Genomic DNA, 21336 nt, shown 5'->3' on the forward strand with positions numbered 1-21336 from the left:
CGTGGGCCCACCGGGCGGTCAGCGCGCGGTCAGCGCGCGGTCAGCCCCCAGACCAGGGCCAGCGCCGCCGAGGGGGCGAGGGCCCCCATTCCCCAGCGGATGGCCCGGTACTTGGCGGTCAGGATCGAGCTGACGTCCACGGCCTGGACGAGCAGCCACCCGGCGGGATCCCGCCCGGCCTCGGCGATCCGGGCGGACAGCCACGCGAGATCGCGGGAGGCCACCAGATCACCGAAGTACGTCACCCCGTCCTCGCCGCGGACCGTGCCGGTGCGCGGCATGAGCGCCCCGACCAGCGCGGCCACCGCGACCGCCCAGAGCAGTCCGGCGAGCAGCAGCGGCACGTCGACCAGCCCGTGCCAGCCGGGCGCGCCGTGCCAGCCGAGCAGGAACGCGGGCAGCGCCAGCGTTCCCGACAGCAGCACGGACGCCTTGGAATCGGCCCGGCCGAGGTCCTCGCGGACCGTGTTCAGCAGCAGTTCCGCGATGCGCTCCCCCGCCCGGTCCGGGCAGTGCCGACCCCCGTGCGGCACAGGCCCGGCCGGGTCGGGGGAGGCACGCCCCCCGCCCTCGGTGGTCAGTTCGCCGTCGTCGGCGGTCACCGGTCCTCCTCCGCCCAGGACCAGCCGTCGTCCCGCGGGCGTCTGCGGCGGCGCGGTGTCCCGTCCTCGACGTCGTCCCCCGGACCTGACCCGGTCCCGGACCCGGCACGGTACGGCGGCTCCTCGGCCACCCAGTCCGGGGTGAACGGCTCGGCGGGGGCCGGATCCAGCTGCGCGGGCTCCCGGCGGGCGGGGACCGCGCCGATGGGCCCCTGGACGGGCCGCCCCCGGCCCTGGTTGAGGAGGTTCAGGGCCTGCGTCTCCACGTCGTTGGACTGGATCTGGCCGCTGGCGACCATGTCGAAGAGCCGGTCCACCCGCTCCCGCTCGTCCTGCCGCCCCTCCTGGCGGATCTTCTCCAGGAAGTCCTTGGCGTTGTCGGGTTCGGCCGCCAGCATGTAGCTGAGCTGCTCCAGGTCACCGCCGCGCAGCATGGCGCGGAACGCGTCCTGACGGACCCCGGTCAGCTCGGCCGAGGCGCGCGCGTTGCGGATCTCGTCCATGTGCTCGATGGTCCGGTCGTCCACCCGAAGCCGTACGTACAGCCGTACCCGCAGCCCGAGTTCGGCGCCCAGGCTGTCCCAGCGACCACCCGCGCACTCCCGGGTGAGCGCGCGGTCGGCCTGCTCGGCCTCGGTCACCCGGTAGGTCGAGGTGACCTCGCGCAGCCGCTCCAGCACCGGGGCGGTGAGCCGCTGGGCGACGTCCGTCACGACCTCGACGGCAGCCAGGTGGGGGTCGGTCACCGCCCAGTGGATGTCCACCTCGGCCTTGAAGAAGGTGGTGCCGCCGGCGGCCGGGAGGTCCATCTGGAGCGGTGTCTGATAGGTCCCGAGCGCGATCTCGCAGACGTTGTACGGCCGGGCCCACGTCCGTTTGTCGACGTGCCGGGTGCCGGAGACGGTGACCACGCTGTACCCGCCGTTGCGGTAGAACAGCACCGAGGCCCGCCGGGCGCGTACCTGCGGGAACCCACCGGTCGGCGCGTACTCCCGCAGGAAAGGGCCCGCGGGAGCCGCGCCCGCCTCCCCGGCCTCCGCCCCGTCCACGTCCTCAGCCATGCCTGACCTCCTCGCGCGTCCGGTCCCGCGTCGCGACGGCGAGCCACCACAGGGAGCGCGCCTGCGCGTCGGGGAGCGGATCCTCCGGATCGTTCATCATGCGGCGCAGCAGCCAGTCCAGCCGCCGTCGGTCGTGCTCCTCGGTGGTCACCGCGGGCAGCAGTGCCGCCAGCCCCGGCCGGGTCCACTCGTCGCCGTCGCCGCGCACGGCCGAACGCAGCAGGGACTCCAGCGCGTCCGTCGCCACCTCCTTGGAGCGCGGCGTGTTGAGCGCCGTCCACAGCAGGTCGGCCATGGGGCGGACGAGTTCGGGCCGGGCCGCGGCGAGGGCGAGCGGCAGCGGCCAGTCACCGCGGTCGCCCAGCGGGGAGCCGGCGTCGTCGACCAGCACCTCGTCCACCGTCGTGAGCGCGAGCCGGACGGTGGTCACCAGCCCCAGGTCCTGGTAGATCTCGCGCTTGTGGTGGGTCCAGTCGGCCACCCGCCGCAGTACGGCCGCCGCGTCCGGGAGCGCCAGCAGCCGTACGACGTTGAAGGAGGCGACCGCCAGTTGGTCCCCCTCGTCGCGGACCCCGATCCGGGCCAGCGCGTCCAGGGTGTCGCCGGTCGTGGCCGCGGAGTTGCCGTAGCCCAGCGCCATGGCCGCGGTCCAGCGCAGCGGCTCGGTGCCGTACCGGCTCCAGTCGCCGACCACCTTGTGCACGATGCGGCGGTGCGAGTCGTGACCGGCCGCCTGGTCCAGCGCGGTGGCCGCGAAGACCCGGCGCCGGGGCGTGGCCGCGTCGGCGAGCGGACGGATCAGTTCCGCGTAGCCGTGGTCGAAGTCCCGTACGCACAGCTCGCCCGCGGCGACCGCGGCCCGCATCCACACCTGGGAGCGCGGGTCGTCGGCCAGCAGCCGCAGCCAGCGCACCACCGGGGTCCGGACGGCGAAGTGCCGGTCCCACAGCTCGCTCAGCACCGCGGCGGGCAGGGCCGCCCCCCGGTACCAGATCAGCCGCGACGGGACCTCGGCACCGGCCACCTCGACCCGGCCGTCCCTGAGTTCGGCCCGGGACAGCGCCAGGTCGGAGCGGGGATCATCGCAGAACAGCGGCCGGGCGGGGGTTCGGTCCGGGTCGGACTGCACGGACAGTTCCCAGGTCAGCAGGTGTGCGGCGGCGGCCACGGCACTGTGCGAGGCCCCGCCCAGCACGGCGAGCGCGATCCGGAAGGCCACCGGGTGGAACAGCCCGGCCGCGCCCGGCCGTTCGCGGTCGGGCTCCTCCCCGGCCGGTGCCGCCAGCGCCCGGTCCACACCGGCGAACCACTCCTGCGCCTGACGGGCGGCGAGGCTGCGGCAGCCGGCCAGCAACTGCTCGTAGGTGAGGTCCCCCAGGAGGTGTCCGGCCAGCAGGGAGGCCAGCACCTCGGCCTCGACGGGGCGCAGGTCCTTCAGCCCGACCGCGTCCGTGACCTCCGGCCGGTTCCAGAGCGCCTCCGCGTCGGTCAGCAGGCGGTCGGCGCGGGCACCGTCCGCCCCGGTCGCGGTGCCGTGTTCCTCCAGCCGCTCCCGCAGCCGGGTGGTGAGCAGCTCCCCGGTGGGCGCGGGCGGGCAGAGGGCGCCGTACCGACCGGCCAGCAGGGGATCGGCCGCCGAGCCGACCGGGACGACGACGACGGCGAAGGCGTCGCGGCGGGCCAGGGCGGCGGCGAGCCCGTCCAGGTCCATCTCGTCGGGGACCGACGCGCCGGGCCGGGTGAGCGAGAACTCCAGCAGGTACCCGGAGCGGGGCCCCGTCCCGTCGTCCCCGGCACCGCCCTCGCCACCACCGACGCCGTCGTGGCCGCCACCGTTGCCACCACTGCCGCCGTGGCCGCCGTCTCCGTCGCCGGCGTCCAGGGAATCGGCCAGTTGCCGGACCCCGCCGGCCGGGTCGACCCGCTGTACCCGGGCCGTGGCCCGCGGCTGCGTGCCGTTCGCCGCGGGGCCGGTGACCTCGTCCAGGAGCGAGAGCGCGGTGCTGGTGCGACCGGTGCCCGGCGCGGCCCCCAGCACCAGCAGCCGGCGCGCCAGCAGCGCCTCGCGCAGCCGCACGTACCCCTCGGGCTCCACGTGGACCCGGCGGAGCCTGCGCAGCTCCTCGTCGGGCACCGGCCCGCTGCGCAGCGCCGAGCCGGACCGCCGGGCGTCCATCCGCAGGTGGATGTCGCCGATGTGGGCGCTGTGGAAGTACGAGCGGTCGAAGGTGTGCAGGTCCCGGCCCGCGTCGAACAGCATGCGGGTCGCGCGGCGCGCCCGTGCGGCGGCGGCGAGGTCGGTGGACGCGTCCTCGCCCTGCTCCTCGGCCAGCGGGTCACGGGTGTGCTCCTTGAACCGCCCGGCGGCGCGTTCCCGTTCCCGTTCCCGCTCCTCCCGCTCCCGCTCGGCGTCGTCGTCCCCGCCGCCTCCCTCGCCGCCCTCGGCCTTGCCGCCGTCGGCCCCGGGCGCGTCGTCGCGGTCCTTGTCCCGGTCCCTGTCCCGGTCCCTGTCCCGGCCCTTTTCCCGGTCCCGGTCCTCCCGGTCCTTGTCCCGCCCCTGGTCCCGGTCCTTGTTCCGCGCCCTCTCGTCGGCCCCGGGTGCGCGGGCGTCGTCCGCCTTGCGGGGCGTGTCCTGGCCGGCGCCGCCGTCCGCCCGCTGCTCGTCGCTCACTCGCTCCGGCCCTTCCGGGAACGGTCACCGTCGGTGACCCGGCCGATGTGCACGGACTGCTGGTAGACGTTGTCCCGGTGCTGCGACATGTCGCCGTGCACGGTGTAGCGGGTCCCCGGGGTACCGGCGTCGTCCGTGTCCTCGTCCGTGTCGCCGTACGTGTCGTCGTCCCCGGCCCCGTCCTCGCCGCCTGCACCGACGGACGTACCGGCTCCGGAGGACGCACCCCCCGTGGACGGCGGACCGGCGACGGGCGCCGGCGGCTCGTCCGGAATCCTGGGCGCGGGCCGCCCGGGAAGGTGGAACCAGGCGGTGACCTCACCCTCCTTCAGCTCCAGGCGGGCCGACGAGTAGCGCGCGGCCTCGATGAACTTGCCGCCGCCGCTCACCACGTCCTCGTACAGGGAGTTCGAGGCGGCCAGCACCAGGTCGGCCTTCTCGGCGTCCAGCAGGCGCCGCGCGACGGGGGAGTCGGCCAGCCGGCAGGCGAGGTCGACCGCCCGGCCGCTGATACCCCGGGTGTCATGCCGGACCGGGCCGACGTGCATGCCGATCCGCAGTCCCAGGGGCACCCGCAGGCCGCGGTTCTCGTCCCGCAGGTTCTCGTGCACCTCGACCAGCCACAGGCCGAGCAGCCGGGTCACGGCGATCCGGCCGGCCACCGCCAGCAGCACGCCGTCGCCGCGGTCCTCCATGTGCACGGCGTCCCGCGCCACCTTGGCGTGCGTGAACGCCGTCTCCAGCACACGGTAGATCCGGGCGCGCATGCGCGGCTTGTCGACGTCGTCGTACTCGCCGGAACGTCTGGCGTCGACGCTGATCACCAACTCGTAGCGCGCCTCGGCGAGATCCATGGCCTCGTCGTTCACCCGTGCCCCCTGCCGCCTGCCGGTCCGTCTGCTTGCCGTCCCCCCAGATTCGGGCCCGGGGACGAGGGCCGTCTGTGGCCGTTTACACACGGCGGGGCGCGGCTCTACTCCTGATGGCCGTCCGCGAGGAGGGCGAGCAGCGCGGGGTCGAGGATCTGCACCATCCGGTTTCCGGTCCGCACGATGTTCTGGGTACGCAGCAGCCGCAGCGCCTTGGCGACGGCTTCCCGGGTCGCTCCCACGGTGGCGGCCAGTTCGTCCTGCGCCAGCTGGACGACGGACCCGGCGGTGGAAGGGGCCGCCGAGGCGTAAGGCCCCGCCGAGGCCGCGGAGTAGGGGCCGGTGACGTCGGGCTTCGACAGTTCGATGAGCCGGTGGGCCAGGCGCTGCAGCACGGTGAGCGAGGCGAGGGCGGAACGTTCCTGGTCGGCGCTGCGCAGCCGGAAGGTGAGCTGACGCATCACCAGGCCGCTGACGCGGGGGTGCAGCGCGAGGAAGCGGCGGAACGCGTCCCCGCCTATCACCTGGGCCTCGGTCGGTCCCAGCGCGCGCACGGTGGCGCTGCGGGGATGCCGGTCCAGCGCGGCCATCTCGCCGAGCAGTTCACCGGGGCCGCGCAATCCGAGTATCAGCCGGGTGGCGCCCCGGTCCGTCGCGACGGAAACGGTCACCCATCCTTCCAGGACGATCAGGACGTGACTGGACCGGTCGCCCTCGGTCAGGAGGTGGGTGTCGGCCGGGTAGTGCTTCCGGTTTCCGAGAGCCATCACGCCCTCGTGCTCCTGGGCGGTCAGCGCCTGCGCGAAAGCGAGCTCGTCGCCGAGCAGCCCCATGGCTACGCCCCCCGCCGCAGTCCGGACGCCTGGTTCTTGGATGGACGATGGTGACAGAGTGACGAACCAGGGAGAGTGAATTGCGCCACATTCGCGCCACTGTCCGGTCGCCACGGAACGGCCAGGCAGCCGCCCTCCAGGGCTCGCTCGCCCCGCCCCGGCCGTCCCCTCCGGCGACGGTGCGCGACCTTCCCCTCACCCCTCGCGACCAGGCAGGACCCCGAGGTCGACGCCGGCCGCCGACGCTCGGGACCCATCAGCGTCGGAAACCGGCCGCCGAAGCGAATTTGGCCAAAACTCGGGTTCGCCCGCGACGGCTCGGCGGCATGGCCGGTAACGCACCCTTGCGCCGGCGCGCGCGGGACGAAGCGGCGCAATCGGCTCGAACGGCGCACACGGCATGCCGAGGTGAGCGCCGCCGTCAGCCCGCTGGGTGGTTTACCCGTCACCGTGGGTGATCGGGCGCCGTCTCTCCCTAGCATCCCTCTCGGTGGTCATGTGACTACCGAGAGCGAAAGGGAGAGGGATGCGTTTCAACTCCACGGGACGACTGGCGGCCGCTGCCGCGGCCGCGCTTCTGCTGCTCGGCGGGGCTGCCACCGCCGCACAGGCGTCGGCACCCGGACCCGTCCTGTATTCGATCGACTTCTCCAACCCCCAGGAGAACGACGACAACGACCTGCCGGAGCCCTACGGCAGGGTCTTCCTGCAGGCGCCCTGGGGCCAGCAGACCGCGCTGTGGGAGCACCCGGACGTCGACATCAACACGCCCACCCTCCCGCGGTACCCGGACGACGGCCCGTTCGCGCGGAGGTACGTCGACCACCCCGTCACCCAGGTGTGCGCCTTCGTGGGCGAGGACGACACCGGCATCAACGACGACGACGTCCTCGCCGCCGGCTGCGTGCCGGTCGACGGCCCCGGTGACTACACCATCACGGGCGACGACGGGTCGGTCACCGTCCACCTGTACGACGTCTGACGACCCACCGCGGCCGGGCCACAACCCGGCACAGCGAAGACCCCGACCGCCGAGCGGTCGGGGTTCATCCCTGGTGGCCGGCCGGCGCGAGGGCGCCGTCGACGAGGTCGCGCAGCTGGGAGCGGGCGGTGATGCCCAGCTTGGGGAAGCTGCGGTAGAGGTGCGAGCCGACGGTGCGGGGGGAGAGGAAGAGTTTCTCGCCTATCTCGCGGTTGGTCAGCCCGCGGGCGGCGAGCCTGACGATCTGCTGCTGTTGCGGGGAGAGTTCGGCGAGCGCGTCGGGGACCACGTCCGTGACGTCGAGGCCGGCGGCGCGCGATTCGGCCCGCGCCCGCTCGATCCACGGGCGGGCGCCCAGGCGGCGGAAGATCTCCAGGGCGTCGGTGAGCGGCGCCCGCGCCTCCGCGATGCGCCGACGGCGCCGCAGCCACTCGGCGAGGTCGAGCAGGGTCTGGGCGCGTTCGAAGGGCCAGTGCTCGAGGGCCGGGTCCGCCAGGGCGGCCCGGAAGTGCGGCTCGGCGTCCTCGGGGTCGGCCAGCAGCCCACGGGCGCGGCTGATCAGGGCGCGCAGCCGGGGTGAGGCGTTGTCCGCGAGCGCGCGGGCGCAGCGCTCGACGATCGCGGCGGCGTCCTCGCGGCGGCCGCTGCGCACGGCGGCGGCGGCCAGCTCCGCGAGGGCCGGGAAGGAGGCGTGGTAGTGCACGGGCGTGCCGTCCGCCGTGAAGGCCAGGCGGAGTTGGTCGTAGGCGGTCTCGTACGCGCCGTCCGCGGCCGCCGCGGCGCCGAGCGCACGACGGGCGTAGACCGAGACCGAGCGGCTTTCCAGCGGGTCGATCAGGGCGAGCGCCTCGTCTGCCCGGGCGCGGGCCGCCGTCGTGTCCCCCTGGTAGGCCAGCACGGTGGCGTCCACGGTGGCCGCGCAGGCCGCGGCGTGGTCGAGGCCGGCCGCCCGGCCGAGCGCGACGGTGCGGGCGCAGGCCTCCCTGGCCTGGTCCCACCGTCCTCGTTCCACATAGGCCCAGGCGACCGCGCCGCCCAGGCCTTCCGGCAGCGCTCCCTGCACCTGCCAGCGGTCGAAGGCCTCGTCGAAGGCGCGGACGGCCTGCGGGGTCTCGTCCAGGAGCCATGCCGTGATCCCGGCGGTGGTGAGCCGCTCCGGCCGGGCCTTCGCCTCGGTGGCGAACCGCGCGAGCAGGGAGACCAGTTCGGCCCGGTCGGCGAAGGGGTCCGACACGGCCCGCACCCAGGTGCGCAGGCCTGTGGAAGAGGCGTCCTCGGGAAGGCGCCCCAGAAGGTCCTGGACGCGGCGGCGCTGGGTGTCCTCCCCGGAGTAGAAGCGGACCACGGCGGCGTCGGCCAGGAGGGCCAGCGCGGCGGCGGGTTGGGAGACCAGCAGTCCCTCGGCGGCGTCGGTCAGTCGGGAGAAGACCGTGGAGTGGCGCAGGGTCAGGATCGCCAGCCGGCCGGCCTGCACGGTGGCGGAAGCCAGCAGCGACGGGTCGTCCGTGCGCGCGCGGGCCGCGGCGGCCAGTTCCTCGACCCAGGCGAGGTCACCGGTGAACACGGCCGCTGAAGCCGCTTCGACCAGCAGCCGGGCACTGTCCTCCCGCCGCGGCGCGAGCTCCGCCGCACGCTGGAAGGCCTTGGCCGCCGACGCGTGGCCGCCGCGGCGGCGGGCCCGGGCGGCGGTCCGCTCCAGCTCCGCCGACACGTCGGCGTCCGGGCCCGGGCAGGCGGCGGCCAGATGCCAGGCCCGCCGGTCCGGTTCGTCCCGCAGCAGCTCGGCGAGCGTGAGATGGGCCTCGCGCCGGGCGCCCGCGGACGCGGCGTGATACACGGCGGACCGGACCAGCGGGTGACGGAACCGCAGGTCCCGGCCGCTTCGCCGGACCAGCCCGGCCCGCTCGGCCGGCAGCCAGGGGTCACCGCCCTCGGCGTTCGGCAGCCCGGCCGGGACGGCGATCGGGGAGTCGACGCTGTCCATGGCGGCCAGGAGCAGCAGGGCCCGCGTCGTGTCGGCGGGGAGGCCGTCGAGGCGAGCGGCGAAGATCCGCTCCAGGTGAGCGGTGAGGGGGAGCGGACCCGCGGAGGGCAGCCCTGCGGCCGCGTCCTGGGCGGTGGCCGCCCTCGCGAGTTCCACCAGCGCCAGGGGGTTGCCGGCCGCCTGGTCGAGGATGCGCGTCCGGGTGCGGCCGGTGGGACTCCTCGGCTGCCGGTCCAGCAGCCGGTTCGCCGCGGCGTGGTCGAGCGGTTCGAGGACGAGCGTGGGCAGGTGCCGGTCGAATCCGGCGACGTGGTCGCCGTCACGGGCTGCGATCAGCATCGTGACCGGTTCACCGACCAGCCGTCTGGCGGCGAAGGACAGTGCGTCCAAGGAGGCACGGTCGAACCACTGCGCGTCGTCGAGCACCAGGAGGACGGGCTGCCGGTCGCCCAGGGCGGAGAGCAAACTCAGCACGGCGCTCCCGATCAACAGCGGATCGGGAGCGCTCGCATGCCCGGGCGTGGCCGGTCCCGTGCCGAAGGCGTCCTGGATCGCGGCGCGCTGCCTCTTTGGCAGTCCGTCCACCTCCGCCGCCAGCGGCCGCAGCAACTGGTGCAGGGCGGAGAACGCCAGGTGCGCCTCCGACTCGCTGCCTACGGCGCGCAGCACGCGGGCACCGCTCGCCTCGGCCCGACGCACCGCACGCCCCAGCAGGGCGCTCTTCCCCATGCCCATGCCACCGACGAGCATCACCACCGGGTCGGCCGCCGCCGACTCCACCGCGCGAAAGAGCCGTCCCAGCTCCGCGTCCCGGCCGGTGAACGGCTCACCCCGGTCCGGCTCCGGCCCCGTGACCGCACCGAGGTCGCCCGTGTGCTCGTCCACGAGGCCTCCACGCATCCTGGCCCACGAACGGGAGCCGCCCTGCCTTGCCCACCCAGGCTACAAGCGGCCACCCCCGTGCCCGCCCGGGCTGTGCGCACAGGTGCAGTCACGTGACGGATACCCCGGCCGCCGAGGCCGCTCGTACGGTTCAGGAAATCCTCCGCATCCCCAAGGACGCCTCCTGGACCACATCACGGGGCAGCACGTTCGCCGTCGAGCGCCGGGCCCCGTTCGCCCCGTACCCCGAGCAGGCCTGAGGCCCTGCGGAAAGGCACCACCGTGAACCACCACCACCCCGGCCCCGTCGTGACCACGGCCCAGGGAGCCGTCCGCGGCCTGCGCCAGGGCGACACCACCACCTTCCTGAACATCCCCTACGCCGCCGCGCCCCGCGGCGCCGGCCGGTTCGCGCCGCCGCGGCCGCACGAACCGTGGGACGGCGTACGGGACGCCACCGTGCCGGGACCGGGCGCGCCGCAGTCCGAGCGCAAGCTCGGCGGCGTCGACATGTCCCCCTACTTCGGCACCGGCTGGAACCGCGGCGAGGACTACCTCACCGTCAACGTCTTCACGCCCGCCGCCGCGAAGGGCGACCTGCCCGTCATGGTCTTCGTCCACGGCGGCGGGTTCGTCGCCGGATCGACGCGGTCCGCGCTCTACGACGGCTCCGCCTTCGCCCGCGACGGCATCGTCCTCGTCACCCTCAACTACCGGCTCGGCATCGCGGGATTCCTCGACCTCCCCGGCGCACCCGCCAACCGCGGACTGCTCGACGTCGTCGCCGCACTGCGCTGGGTGAAGGAGAACATCGCCGCCTTCGGCGGTGACCCGCACAACGTCACCCTCTTCGGCCAGTCGGCCGGGGCGACCATCGTCGGCGGCGTGCTCGCCACCCCCGAAGCCGCAGGCCTCCTCCACCGGGCGATCGTCCAGAGCGGCAGCGGCCTGGGCGCGTTCACCACCGAGCAGGCCGCCCGCGTCACCCGGGCAGCGGCCGAGGCCCTGGGCATCGAACCCCACGCCGACGCCTTCGCCGAGGTCCCCGACGAGCGCCTGGTCGAGGCCGCCTCCGGCCTCGCGGGCATCGACCTGCGGACCGGGACCCACCACGACCCGCTGATCGGACTCAGCCCCTTCAGCCTGGTCCTCGACACCCAGCCCGCCGACTCCGTCGCCGCCGGCCTCGGCGCCGACATCGACCTGCTCATCGGGACCAACACCGAGGAGGGGCACCTCTACCTGGTGCCCGTGGGCAAGTACGCCACCTCGGGGGCCGAGGACGTCGACGACGCGGCGGCGCGCTCGCACCCGAATCCGGCGCGACTCGTCGAGACCTACCGCAGGACGCGCCCCGAGGCGTCCTTCGGCGAGCTGCGCTCCGCCCTCATGGGCGACGCGCTGTTCGGCGCGGGCAGCTGGGCCCTGGCCGGCGCACACGCCGCGCATCCAGGGTCCGCCACCCACGCCTACGAGTTCGCCTGGCGCTCCCAGGCCCTGGACGGAGCGCTCGGCGCCACCCACGCGGTCGAGCTGCCCTTCGTCTTCGACCTCGCGCACCTCCCCCGGCTGCACGGCCCCGCCGCCCTGCTCGGCCCCGACAAGCCCCCCGCGGATCTCGCCGCCCGCGTGCACGCCGCCTGGGTCCGGTTCGCCGGCACCGGCGACCCCGGCTGGGACCCGTACGACACCGAGCGCAGGGCCACGATGCGCATCGACGCCGAGTGGACCCAGGTCGACGACCCCCGCGGCCGGGAACGACAGGCCTGGCACCGCCCCTCGTAGACGCCCCTGCGCGGGGCGCCGAACCAGAGGCCGACGCCGGACGCGAGCGCCTTCTCGCTCATCCGGGTGCGACGCCCATGACGCCGTGGATACGGGAGAGGGTGAAAACGCGCTCGTCGTCGCGCAGGTGGCACCAGGCATCGAGGTAGGGCGGGTCGAGCACCAGGCGGCTGAGGGTGCGCACCGTCCGGTTCCCCGAGGTGGCGACGTACTCGACGGTGACGGGTTCACCGGTGTCGATGGCATGGGCGAGCTGGCGGACGTCGCTGTACGGCAGGCGCTTCGCCCACCCCGCGACGATCTCCTCGGTGTCCGTGGCGAAGGCCGGTCCTCCGTCGAACGGCGCGGGATCGGGACACGTCGGCGGAGCCTTCAGCAGCCGGTCCGCCAGGATGTCGGGGTCGACCGCGGCGGCTGTCCTCGCGACGCCGGTGCCGGCGTTGCGGCCGCTGCCCCTCGCACCGCTGCGGCGCGGACTCGGCACGGGAGCGGCGGCCCGCCGGGGCCGGGTCTTCTCGATCCGTACCGTGCCCTCGGCGGTCTCGGCGACGGGGGCGTACCCCTCGGCCCGGAGCGCGGTGACCGTCACGTCGAGCGGGCTGCCGCTGACCAGCACCGTCGGCGCCAGCTGCCGTAGCCCGAGCCGGGCGAGCCTGCGGTGGGCGGCGAGTTCCGCGAGGAGCGCGGGCTCGTCGCCGTGGAGGACGCAGGCGGCCGGGGCGACGCGCACGCGCCCGTGGCCACGTGCGGTGTCGGTGATCAGATACGACAGCGGCTGCGGCAGGGGTCCGGCGGCGACAGCGGCCAGGTCGGCCGTGATGGCCTCGGGCCCGCGGCCCGCGTCCAGAGCCCGGCGGACACTGCCGGCACTGAACCGCCACACCGACGCCGTACTGCTGGTCTCCCGGTCGGCGACGGAGTCCAGGAGCGAGAGCAGCCGCGCGGACGGTGTGCCGGTGACGACTGCGGTGAGGTCGGCGCCGATCCGTGCCGTCGCGGCGGCCGAGGGCAGCAGCCGCCGGCACTCGAGGTCCAGCCCCTCCGTGTCGCCGGCCTCCAGCTGGACGCCGAAGGCGGACAGTGCGCCGCGAGCGAGTACGCCGAGGATCTCGGCCTCACGGATCACCGTGGCGAACGGTGGTCCGTCCGAGGAGGACGAGTGGGCGAACGGGCGGTGCCAGGCGATCAGCGGCCCCAGATCCGAGGTGACCGTGGTGCCCTGCCCTGCCGGAAGCCGTGCGGCTGCGGCCAGCAGCCCGTCGCGAGCCTGCAGGCAGCCGTCGCAGGGCGGTGCTGCCAGGAGAGCGGGAAGCGCCTTGTTGTCCCCGTCCCGCGCCTGGGCCGGGGTGAGGGGCAGGTTCCGCCACGCCTGAAGCAGTACGGCGAACTGCTCGGGCGGTTCCAGTTCCGCCCAGGCGTCGTACGCCTCGGTGGGCGCCACGCGATCGCCGTCCCGCTCCAGGAGCCCGGCGGCGTACGCGGTCTCGAGAGCGAGGCGTACGACGGCGTCGTCGGCCTGGGCGGCCTTGCCGATCCGCGCCAGTTCCCGCGCTCCGATTCCGCCGGACTTCAGCCGGGCAGGCGCGGTCGTCGAGCAGGCCGACAGCACCGAGACGGCACGGGTCACGAACGCCGTGGCCGCGGCCGACGCCTCGCTGTCCACCTCCCTCGGGGCGACCGGCGTCAGCCGCGCGGAGGGCGGTGCGGGCTCGAACGGCGCGTGCCGGCCGGGTCCGCGCAGTGCGCGCGCCACCTCCGCGGGCATACGGGCCGGTCCGTAGCGGTGGCGGTCCTGGATCAGGAGCCCCCGGTCCAGCGCCCATCGCTCGCCCGGTTCGCGGCCGGGGCCGAGAGCGCCGGACACGACGAACCGCGGCTGTCCCGCCACACCCTCCGCTCGGCGTTCGAGCAGCTTCCGGGCCTCGGCAGGGGCCTTCGCCACCACCGAGGCAACCCGTTCCGGGTCGCTGTGGTGGGCCACCAGTGCGGCCAGTCGCTGCGCCTTGGTGCCCGCCGGCGTGACGCCCAGGGCCGCCAGCATGCCGCGCAACTCGTCGGAGGTCGTGCCCGTGAGCAGTTCCTCCAGCGGGGCGTCCAGCCCCAGGGGCGCGTCCCACGCCTGCCGCAGCGGGCCGGCCATGCGGAGCTTCCCCGTGCCGTCCGGCCAGACCAGAGCCTGATCGGCCAGAGCCTCCAGCACCAGGTCCAGCTCGCGGGCGCCCTCGCCGTCCGCTGCTCCCAACTGCTCCGCCAGGGCATCGCGCGACGCGGGCGCACGCAGCGCGGCCAGCGCCTCGGCCACCTGGAGGTGCGGCAGCGCGAGCCGCGGCAGGGCGAGCGCCACCGACCCAGGGCGCTGAAGACGGTCGGCCAGTTCCCCCACCGAGCGCGGCTGGGGAGGCGCCATGGCGTCCCTCCGCGCTCCGAGCACGCGCGCCAGACGAGAGCTGTCGAGGCCGCCCAGCCATGCCGCCAGCGTCGATCGGGACTTCATACGGGGACACCTCACGAGACACAGACCATTGCAGACCGGTCACCAAGGATGGCCCACACCCGCGATCCGCAGCTGCCGTACGAGCGCGGACTCCCCCGTTGGTGGCACCGGCAGCCCACGGACTCCGGTACCGACCGCCGTGCCGGGTCGCTTACGCCTGGCCGTAGAGGCTCGGCAGGTCGACGAGTCGCATGCTCGCCGAGGTCTCAGCGGTGGCGTTATGCCGTGTCGCTGAAGCCTGCTCCGCTGAAGCAGAGCAAGCGGGTGCGGATGGTGCCGTAGCGGCCGGGCCGGTGATGGGTTCGCGGATGTTCTAGAGACGTTCGATGGGGGCGACGTCCATGGTGTCGTTCCACTTGGCCTCGCCGATGGCCAGGAGCGGGGGCTTGGCGTGCCCGTCGGCGATGCCCACAACGGCCACGTCGACATCGTGCCCGGTGAGGCGCTGGCGGAGGATACGAGAGCCGAACGCGTGAGGGTTGCCTCCAACACGCTTTCCAAACGTTCGTACGGGTGTCCGGACGGGGTCGGGGGTGTCTTGGACGCGGCGGAGCGTTCGGGCCGACCCAGTCCGGACGAGCCCGGACGGGCGCGAAGGAGACCGACCAGAACCGAGACCGGCGGAGTGGCCCGCAGACCCCACCCGCAACGTGACAGCGCCCCCGTGCAGGGCCGGTCATTCGACCGGGTTCCCTCTGGCGCCCGAGGTGATTCAGGCAGTACACACGATGCAGTGAGCCAGTAGTGACATGGGGGAACGAGGGAACCGTATGGACCCGGAGCTTGTGGGCCTTGCTTCCGTAGCGGCTGCGACAGTCGTGCAGCTGCTGACGACGGCCGGCTGGGAGCGGGCACAGACCTCGATGGGTGCGCTGTGGCGTCGCCTGCACCCAGACCGGGCGAACACGGTGGAGTCCGAACTCGAGGAATCCCGTGCCGTGCTGCTCGCTGCACGGCAGGACGCCGACGATCCGGCCGAGGCCGAACGGGCCGAAGCGGAGCTGGTCAGCGAGTGGCAGGGGCGGCTGCTCAGGCTACTCGCGGCCGAGCCCGGACTCGCCGCGGAACTGCGCAGGATCCTCGCCGACGACCTGGGCCCTGAGCTGCCCAGCAGGGGCCCGGACGAGCCGTCGGTGAGGGTGTCCGTGCGGGCCTCGGACAGCAGCCGGGTCTACGTTGCTGGACGCGATCAGCACATCACCGAAGAGGGTGGTCGATGAGCCCGGAAGAGCCGCAGGGGGATCGCGGCACCGAACGCCCGGAGTCCGCAGACCACGCGGCGGACGGCGCGCCGCGCGCTGCGGGCGACGGCATCCATATCCAGGCATACGCCCGCGATCACGCAGGCATCAACGTCGCCGGCCGTGACCAGCACTTCCACTACGTCGATGGAGTGCGCAAACGCCGCCGCACCGAGGTAGGAAGTTCGGTGCCGGACTGCCCCTACCCGGGGCTGGCCGCCTTCGGGCAAGAGCACGAGCGGTGGTTCTTCGGACGAGAGGCGCTCGTCGCCGAGTTGACCGATCGCCTCGACCAGCGCATGGACTCGGGTGGGCTCCAGGCGGTTGTGGCCCCGTCGGGCGCGGGTAAGTCCTCACTGCTGCGGGCCGGGCTGCTGCCGCACCTGGACCGGGCCGGGCTGCCCGGCTCCGACCGGTGGCCGAAGCTTCTGCTCACTCCCAGCGCCCACCCACTCCGTGCCCTGGCTGACCAGATCGTGGCGCTCCGCGGCGTTGGCTCGGAGGTGACGGCCGCAGATCTCGTCGCCGATCCGCCGCAGTGTCTCTCGGTCCTGGCCGAGGCTCTGCGGAACGACCTGCCAGGGCAGCCCGCGCGGGCGGTCATCGTGGTCGACCAGTTCGAGGAGCTCTTCACGCTGTGCACCGACGAGCAGGAACGGCGCTCATTCGTCACACTGCTCACCCGGCTTGCGGGTGGCCAGGCATGCACCGGCACGGAGGGTACCTCGCAGGCCCTCGTGGTTCTGGGCATCCGGTCAGACTTCTACGCCGCGTGCGTCGATCACCCTCCCCTGCGCGCCGCGCTGCAGGATGCCCCGCTGGTCGTCGGTCCCATGACGGACGAGGAGTTGCGCGCGGCCGTCCTGATGCCCGCCATGGACGTGGGGCTCGACGTAGAGGACGGATTGGTCGAGCTGCTCCTGCACGACCTGGGAGCCACCATGGCGATGGGGCCCGCAAGGGAAGTGCGCTACGAGGCTGGGCGCCTGCCGCTGCTCGCACATGCCCTGCGTGTCTGCTGGCAGCAGCGGCACGGCGCCACGCTCACCGTGCGCGGGTACCGCGACACCGGAGGCATCCAAGGCGCCATCGCCTCGACCGCCGACCGCGTCTACAGCGGACTCGACGACGACGAGCGGCGCGTGGCACAGTCGCTCTTCCTGCGGATGGTGCGAGTCGGTGACAGGGCGGAGGACGTCCGACGGCGCCTGAGTAGCGCCGAGTTGGCGGACATCGGCGGCGGACTTGCCGAGTCGGTAGTGGACGCGTTCACCCGGGCCCGGCTGCTCACCCGCGCGCAGGAGACTGTCGAGATCACCCACGAGGCCCTGCTGCGTACGTGGCCCCGGCTCCGCGGCTGGATCGACACCGACCGAGCCGGGCGCCTCACCCTCCAGAATCTGGAAGAGGCGGCGGCCACGTGGGAGGAGAGCGGTCGTGACCCAGCTCTCCTGTTTCGTGGCAGCCCTCTCGAGATTGCGCGTACCTGGGCGCTCAACGCCCCGTCGAACACCTTGAGTTCGGGGGCAACGGCGTTCCTTGCCGCCGGGGAGCGGGCGCGGCGCCGTATCGCTCGGCTGCGGAGCGCGGTCGTCGCCGCCCTCGTTGTCCTGACCCTGCTCGCCTCGGGTGCCGCTGGCATGGCGTTCAAGCAGCAGGGGGAGGCATTACGCCAGCGGGACCTCGCCGTCTACAACCGGGTCGTCGCCGAAGCCGACCGGCTGCGCGGCACGGACCAGTCGCTGGCCTCCCAGCTCGACCTCGTGGCGCACCGGATGCGGCCTGGCGACGAGACGTACACCCGGCTGCTGAACTCCGGGAACACCCCGCTGTCCAAGCAGTTGCGGGGCCACACCGAACGGGTCTCGTCGGTGGCGTTCAGCCCGGATGGGCGCACCCTGGCCACCGGCAGCGGTGATGCCACGATCCGACTGTGGGACACCTCCGACCCACGCAGCCCCCGCGCTCTGGGACGGCCTCTGACCGGCCACACCAAGGCTGTGATGGCGGTGGCGTTCAGCCCGGACGGGCGCACTCTGGCCACTGCCGGTGATGACCGTGACCGGTGGGTCCGGCTGTGGGACGTGTCCGACCCGTCGGATCCCGAACCTCTCGGCCGGCCCCTGACCGGCCATGACGCCGTCATCAGCGGGGTGGCGTTCAGCCCGGACGGCCACCTGCTCGCCAGTAGCTCCGGCGATGCCACGGTCAGGCTGTGGGACGTGTCGAACCCGGCCGATGCCAAGCTCGTGGGCAAACCGCTCAAGGACGGTCCGGGCAGGCTCTGGGCGGTGGCCTTCTCCCCGGACGGCAAGACAATCGCCACCGGGGCGGACGACTTCAAGGCCCGTCTGTGGGATGTGTCCGACCCGAAGAAGCCAAAGCGGCGCGGAGCCCCGCTCAAGGGCCATACCAACACTGTCGCGTCCCTGGCGTTCAGCCCCGACAGCCGGACCCTCGCCACCGGCAGCGGCGACTCCACCGTACGGCTGTGGAACGTCGCGGACCCTGACAAGCCCACGTACGCCAATCAGCTCCTCAAGGGGCGCAGCGCCGTGATCTCCTCGGTGGCGTTCAGCCCGGACGGGCGGGTCTTGGCCACCGCCAGCGCGGACGCGACCGTGCAGATGTGGAGCGTCTCCGACCCGACACGTCCCAAGGCGCTCGGGCAGGCCTGGACGGGGCACAGCAACACCGTGTCGTCGGTGGCGTTCAGCCCCGACGGACACACCCTCGCCTCCGGCAGTTACGACCAGACGGCCCGGTTGTGGGACATGCCGCGCACGCTGCTGACCGGCCACTTCAACGGTGTGATCGGAGTGGCGTTCAGCCCGGACGGGCGGCTCTTCGCCACCGGTGGTCTGGACGGGGCGGTGCGGCTGTGGGACACGTCGGAGCATGGCCTTCCGAAACTGCTCGGTCGGGGGTTCCAGGCTCATACCGCCGGCGTCAGGGCCCTGGCGTTCAGCCCGGACGGGAAGTTCCTCGCAAGTGCCGGGTACGACGGCGTGATCCAGTTGTGGAACATCTCCGAACCGTCCAAACCCAAGTACCTGGGCGATCCTCTGACCGGACACGAGGGCGGCATCTGGACCATGGCGTTCAGCCCGGATGGCAAGACCCTGGCCACTGGCGGCCAGGATGCCACGATCCGCCTGTGGGATGTCACGGACCCGGGCCGCGCCGGGCCGGTCGGCCGTCCGGTGCGGCACCACGAGGGCATGGTGCTCGCCGTGGCGTTCAGCCCTGACGGCGACATGTTGGCCAGCGGCAGCTACGACACCACGGCTCAGCTGTGGGACGTCCGCGACCGGACTGGACCCGAGCGCGTCGGTCGGCCGCTGAAGGGCCACATCAATGGTGTCTCCTCCCTGGCGTTCAGCCCGGACGGAAAGACCCTCGCCACCGGCAGCAACGACTTCTCGGTGCGCCTGTGGAACATCTCCCGGCCCAGCCACCCCACCAGCCTTGGCGAGCCGCTGACCGGACACACCGATTCCGTATTCGCCCTCGCCTTCAGCCCGGACGGCAGCACCCTCGCCACGGGCAGCTACGGTCAGTCGTCGGTGCAGCTGTGGGACGTCCGCACGCCCGCCCAGCCGAGCCGCCGCGGCCTGCCGCTGAACGCCCACACCGACTCCGTGTACGCCGTTGTCTTCAGCCAGGACGGGAAGACGCTGGCCACCGGCAGCCTCGACCAGTCGGCCCGACTGTGGCAGCTCGACGTGGACACGAGCATCGAGAGGATCTGTGTCGCCACCGAGCCCCTCAGCCCCGGGCAATGGCGCCGCTTCGTCGGGGAGGGAGCGGCGTACGCCCCGCCGTGCGCCTGACGTGCATGGACCGGGAGCTGATCGGATGGCGTTGTCACGTTGTCGGCGGGGTTGGTGAGTTGGCGTGTGAGAGAGAAATCCACAGCCGGGGTCGTGTCGTTCAGGTGGTTGCCGACCGTCCGGTGACGGCCTTCTTGGACGCGGAAGGGGTCGGTCGTCTCGGCACAGTGGTCACGGACTGTGATCGGATGATCTCGTGGTGGATGTGCGAGGAGATCCCCAAGAAGGCGACGCCCAGTGTCGAGCGCGGGAAGCGCAGGACGAGGCGCAGAGGAGGTCCGGGCTCTCACTGGGTGCTCCGATCCCCAAGAAGGGCCGACGCCCGAGCCTGCCCGCTGAGGTTCATGAGTGTCCGCCCCGCGCAACTGGGACCACGCACGTCGAAGGGCCCCACCGCGAACGGTGGGGCCCTTCGACATCGTGCCCGGTGAGGCACTGGCGGAGGATACGAGATTCGAACTCGTGAGGGGTTGCCCCCAACACGCTTTCCAAGCGTGCGCCCTAGGCCTCTAGGCGAATCCTCCGCGGAGAACATTACATGACGTCGGGGAGTGCCTGCGAACTCGTTCTCGGGCCCCCGCATCGGGTAACCTGTGGCACAGCCCCTCACGCGGCGCTATCTGACTGAACTCCCCCAGGGCCGGAAGGCAGCAAGGGTAGGTCGGCTCTGGCGGGTGCGTGGGGGGCGCCTGCGTTCGCGGGGCGGTCCGGTTGTCGGTGGGCGCCTATAACCTCGTATACGTGTCGTCTCTCGCGCTCTACCGCCGTTACCGCCCGGAGTCCTTCGCCGAGGTCATCGGGCAGGGGCATGTCACCGACCCGCTGCAGCAGGCGCTGCGGAACAACCGGGTCAATCACGCATACCTGTTCAGCGGTCCGCGCGGATGCGGCAAGACGACCAGCGCGCGGATCCTCGCGCGGTGTCTGAACTGCGAACAGGGCCCCACGCCGACCCCGTGCGGCGAGTGCCAGTCGTGCCGCGACCTGGCGCGCAACGGGCCGGGTTCGATCGACGTCATCGAGATCGACGCCGCCTCGCACGGTGGCGTGGACGACGCCCGTGACCTGCGCGAGAAGGCTTTCTTCGGACCCGCCCACAGCAGGTACAAGATCTACATCATCGACGAGGCCCACATGGTCTCCCCGCAGGGCTTCAACGCCCTGCTGAAGGTCGTCGAGGAGCCCCCGGAGCACCTGAAGTTCATCTTCGCGACCACCGAGCCCGAGAAGGTCATCGGGACCATCCGGTCGCGGACCCATCACTACCCGTTCCGGCTCGTGCCGCCCGGCACCCTGCGCGACTACCTCGCTGAGGTGTGCGGCAAGGAGGACATCCCCGTCGAGGACGGCGTGCTGCCGCTGGTCGTGCGGGCGGGTGCCGGTTCCGTGCGTGACTCCATGTCCGTCATGGACCAGCTGCTCGCGGGCGCCGGGCCGGACGGTGTGACGTACGACATGACGACCGCCCTCCTCGGCTATACGGACGGCTCGCTGCTCGACTCCGTCGTGGAGGCGTTCGTCTCGGGCGACGGGTCGGCCGCCTTCGCGGTCGTGGACCGGGTGATCGAGGGCGGCAACGACCCGCGGCGCTTCGTCGCCGACCTGCTGGAGCGCCTGAGGGACCTCGTCATTCTCGCCGCCGTGCCCGACGCGGCGGAGAAGGGGCTGATCGACGCCCCCGCCGACGTCGTCGAGCGGATGCAGGCCCAGGCGCGGTCCTTCGGCGCCGCCGAGCTGAGCCGCGCCGCCGACATCGTCAACGAGGGGCTCACGGAGATGCGCGGCGCCCACTCGCCCCGCCTCCAGCTGGAGCTGATCTGTGCGCGCGTGCTGCTGCCCGCCGCGTACGGCGACGAGCGTTCGGTGATGGCCCGCCTGGACCGGATCGAGCGCGGGGTGCAGTTCTCCGCGGGTGCGGGGGCGCCGACCATGGCGTACGTGCCCGGGCCCGAGGCGCATGCCGGTGCCGCGGGCGCTCCTCCGGTTCAGCCGGGGAACGGCCCGGCCGCGGCCAGGGCGGCGGTACGGGCGCCGGGGGCCGGCGTCCCGGCTGCCGAGCCGGCCCCCGCTCAGGGTGCCGGGTCCGGTGCGGGCGACGG

Annotated in this window: 13 protein-coding genes, 1 tRNA gene and 1 other RNA gene; 7 read left to right on the forward strand and 8 right to left on the reverse strand. The window is 73.3% G+C overall.

From position 1 onward, the window contains the following. Window positions 1-29: 29 nt before the first annotated feature. The 5 genes from RM812_RS06325 to RM812_RS06345 all read right to left on the reverse strand — a co-directional run bounded on the left by RM812_RS06325 (window position 30) and on the right by RM812_RS06345 (window position 6036). A complete protein-coding gene (locus tag RM812_RS06325) occupies window positions 30-602 on the reverse strand; it encodes a Pycsar system effector family protein (RefSeq protein WP_311571388.1) in 573 nt (190 codons plus the stop codon). Then, on the reverse strand, window positions 599-1663 hold the full coding sequence (locus RM812_RS06330) for a hypothetical protein (protein ID WP_311571389.1): 1065 nt from the start codon (window positions 1661-1663) through the stop codon (window positions 599-601). The genes RM812_RS06325 and RM812_RS06330 overlap by 4 nt, the downstream gene beginning before the upstream one ends. Further along, a complete protein-coding gene (locus tag RM812_RS06335; protein ID WP_311571390.1) occupies window positions 1656-4334 on the reverse strand; it encodes a hypothetical protein in 2679 nt (892 codons plus the stop codon). Before RM812_RS06335 ends, RM812_RS06330 begins: the two co-directional genes overlap by 8 nt. Beyond that, on the reverse strand, window positions 4331-5203 hold the full coding sequence (locus RM812_RS06340) for a hypothetical protein (RefSeq protein ID WP_311571391.1): 873 nt from the start codon (window positions 5201-5203) through the stop codon (window positions 4331-4333). The genes RM812_RS06335 and RM812_RS06340 overlap by 4 nt, the downstream gene beginning before the upstream one ends. 104 nt (window positions 5204-5307) lie before the next feature. Continuing rightward, entirely contained in the window at window positions 5308-6036 is a 729-nt protein-coding gene (locus RM812_RS06345) for a Crp/Fnr family transcriptional regulator (protein ID WP_311571392.1), read from the reverse strand. A 526-nt stretch (window positions 6037-6562) separates the two neighbouring features. Here RM812_RS06345 and RM812_RS06350 point away from each other — a divergent pair. Beyond that, window positions 6563-7018, forward strand: a complete 456-nt coding sequence (locus RM812_RS06350; protein WP_311571393.1) for a hypothetical protein — start codon at window positions 6563-6565, stop codon at window positions 7016-7018. Between the two features lie 64 nt (window positions 7019-7082). On the opposite strand, the gene RM812_RS06355 is transcribed toward RM812_RS06350, so the two are convergent. Then, window positions 7083-9887: a helix-turn-helix transcriptional regulator gene (locus tag RM812_RS06355; protein WP_311571394.1), complete on the reverse strand. Its 2805-nt coding sequence runs from the start codon at window positions 9885-9887 to the stop codon at window positions 7083-7085. A 110-nt stretch (window positions 9888-9997) separates the two neighbouring features. Between RM812_RS06355 and RM812_RS06360 the strand changes: the two genes are divergently transcribed. Together RM812_RS06360 and RM812_RS06365 are read left to right on the forward strand one after the other, a co-directional pair. Next, window positions 9998-10144 (forward strand): hypothetical protein, encoded by a 147-nt coding sequence (locus RM812_RS06360; RefSeq protein ID WP_311571395.1) that lies wholly within the window; start codon window positions 9998-10000, stop codon window positions 10142-10144. A 22-nt stretch (window positions 10145-10166) separates the two neighbouring features. Beyond that, entirely contained in the window at window positions 10167-11669 is a 1503-nt protein-coding gene (locus RM812_RS06365; RefSeq protein WP_311571396.1) for a carboxylesterase/lipase family protein, read from the forward strand. 58 nt (window positions 11670-11727) lie between these two features. On the opposite strand, the gene RM812_RS06370 is transcribed toward RM812_RS06365, so the two are convergent. Next, a complete protein-coding gene (locus tag RM812_RS06370) occupies window positions 11728-14163 on the reverse strand; it encodes a helicase C-terminal domain-containing protein (RefSeq protein ID WP_311571397.1) in 2436 nt (811 codons plus the stop codon). An 818-nt stretch (window positions 14164-14981) separates the two neighbouring features. Here RM812_RS06370 and RM812_RS06375 point away from each other — a divergent pair. Both RM812_RS06375 and RM812_RS06380 read left to right on the forward strand, forming a co-directional pair. Then, window positions 14982-15383, forward strand: a complete 402-nt coding sequence (locus RM812_RS06375) for a hypothetical protein (RefSeq protein WP_311571398.1) — start codon at window positions 14982-14984, stop codon at window positions 15381-15383. Beyond that, complete coding sequence (locus RM812_RS06380; protein ID WP_311571399.1) at window positions 15380-19237, forward strand: WD40 repeat domain-containing protein; 3858 nt, start codon at window positions 15380-15382, stop codon at window positions 19235-19237. Before RM812_RS06375 ends, RM812_RS06380 begins: the two co-directional genes overlap by 4 nt. Window positions 19238-19673: 436 nt before the next feature. Here RM812_RS06380 and RM812_RS06385 read toward each other — a convergent pair. Then, window positions 19674-19761, reverse strand: a tRNA-Ser gene (locus RM812_RS06385). Between the two features lie 74 nt (window positions 19762-19835). Here RM812_RS06385 and ffs point away from each other — a divergent pair. Then, an RNA gene (gene ffs / locus RM812_RS06390) (signal recognition particle sRNA small type) lies at window positions 19836-19930 on the forward strand. A 48-nt stretch (window positions 19931-19978) separates the two neighbouring features. Further along, a partial coding sequence (locus RM812_RS06395; RefSeq protein WP_311571400.1) for a DNA polymerase III subunit gamma and tau occupies window positions 19979-21336 on the forward strand: 1358 nt, incomplete at its 3' end.

This window comes from Streptomyces lancefieldiae, from assembly GCF_031845825.1.
In the GTDB taxonomy this organism is placed as follows: Bacteria; Actinomycetota; Actinomycetes; order Streptomycetales; family Streptomycetaceae; genus Streptomyces; species Streptomyces lancefieldiae.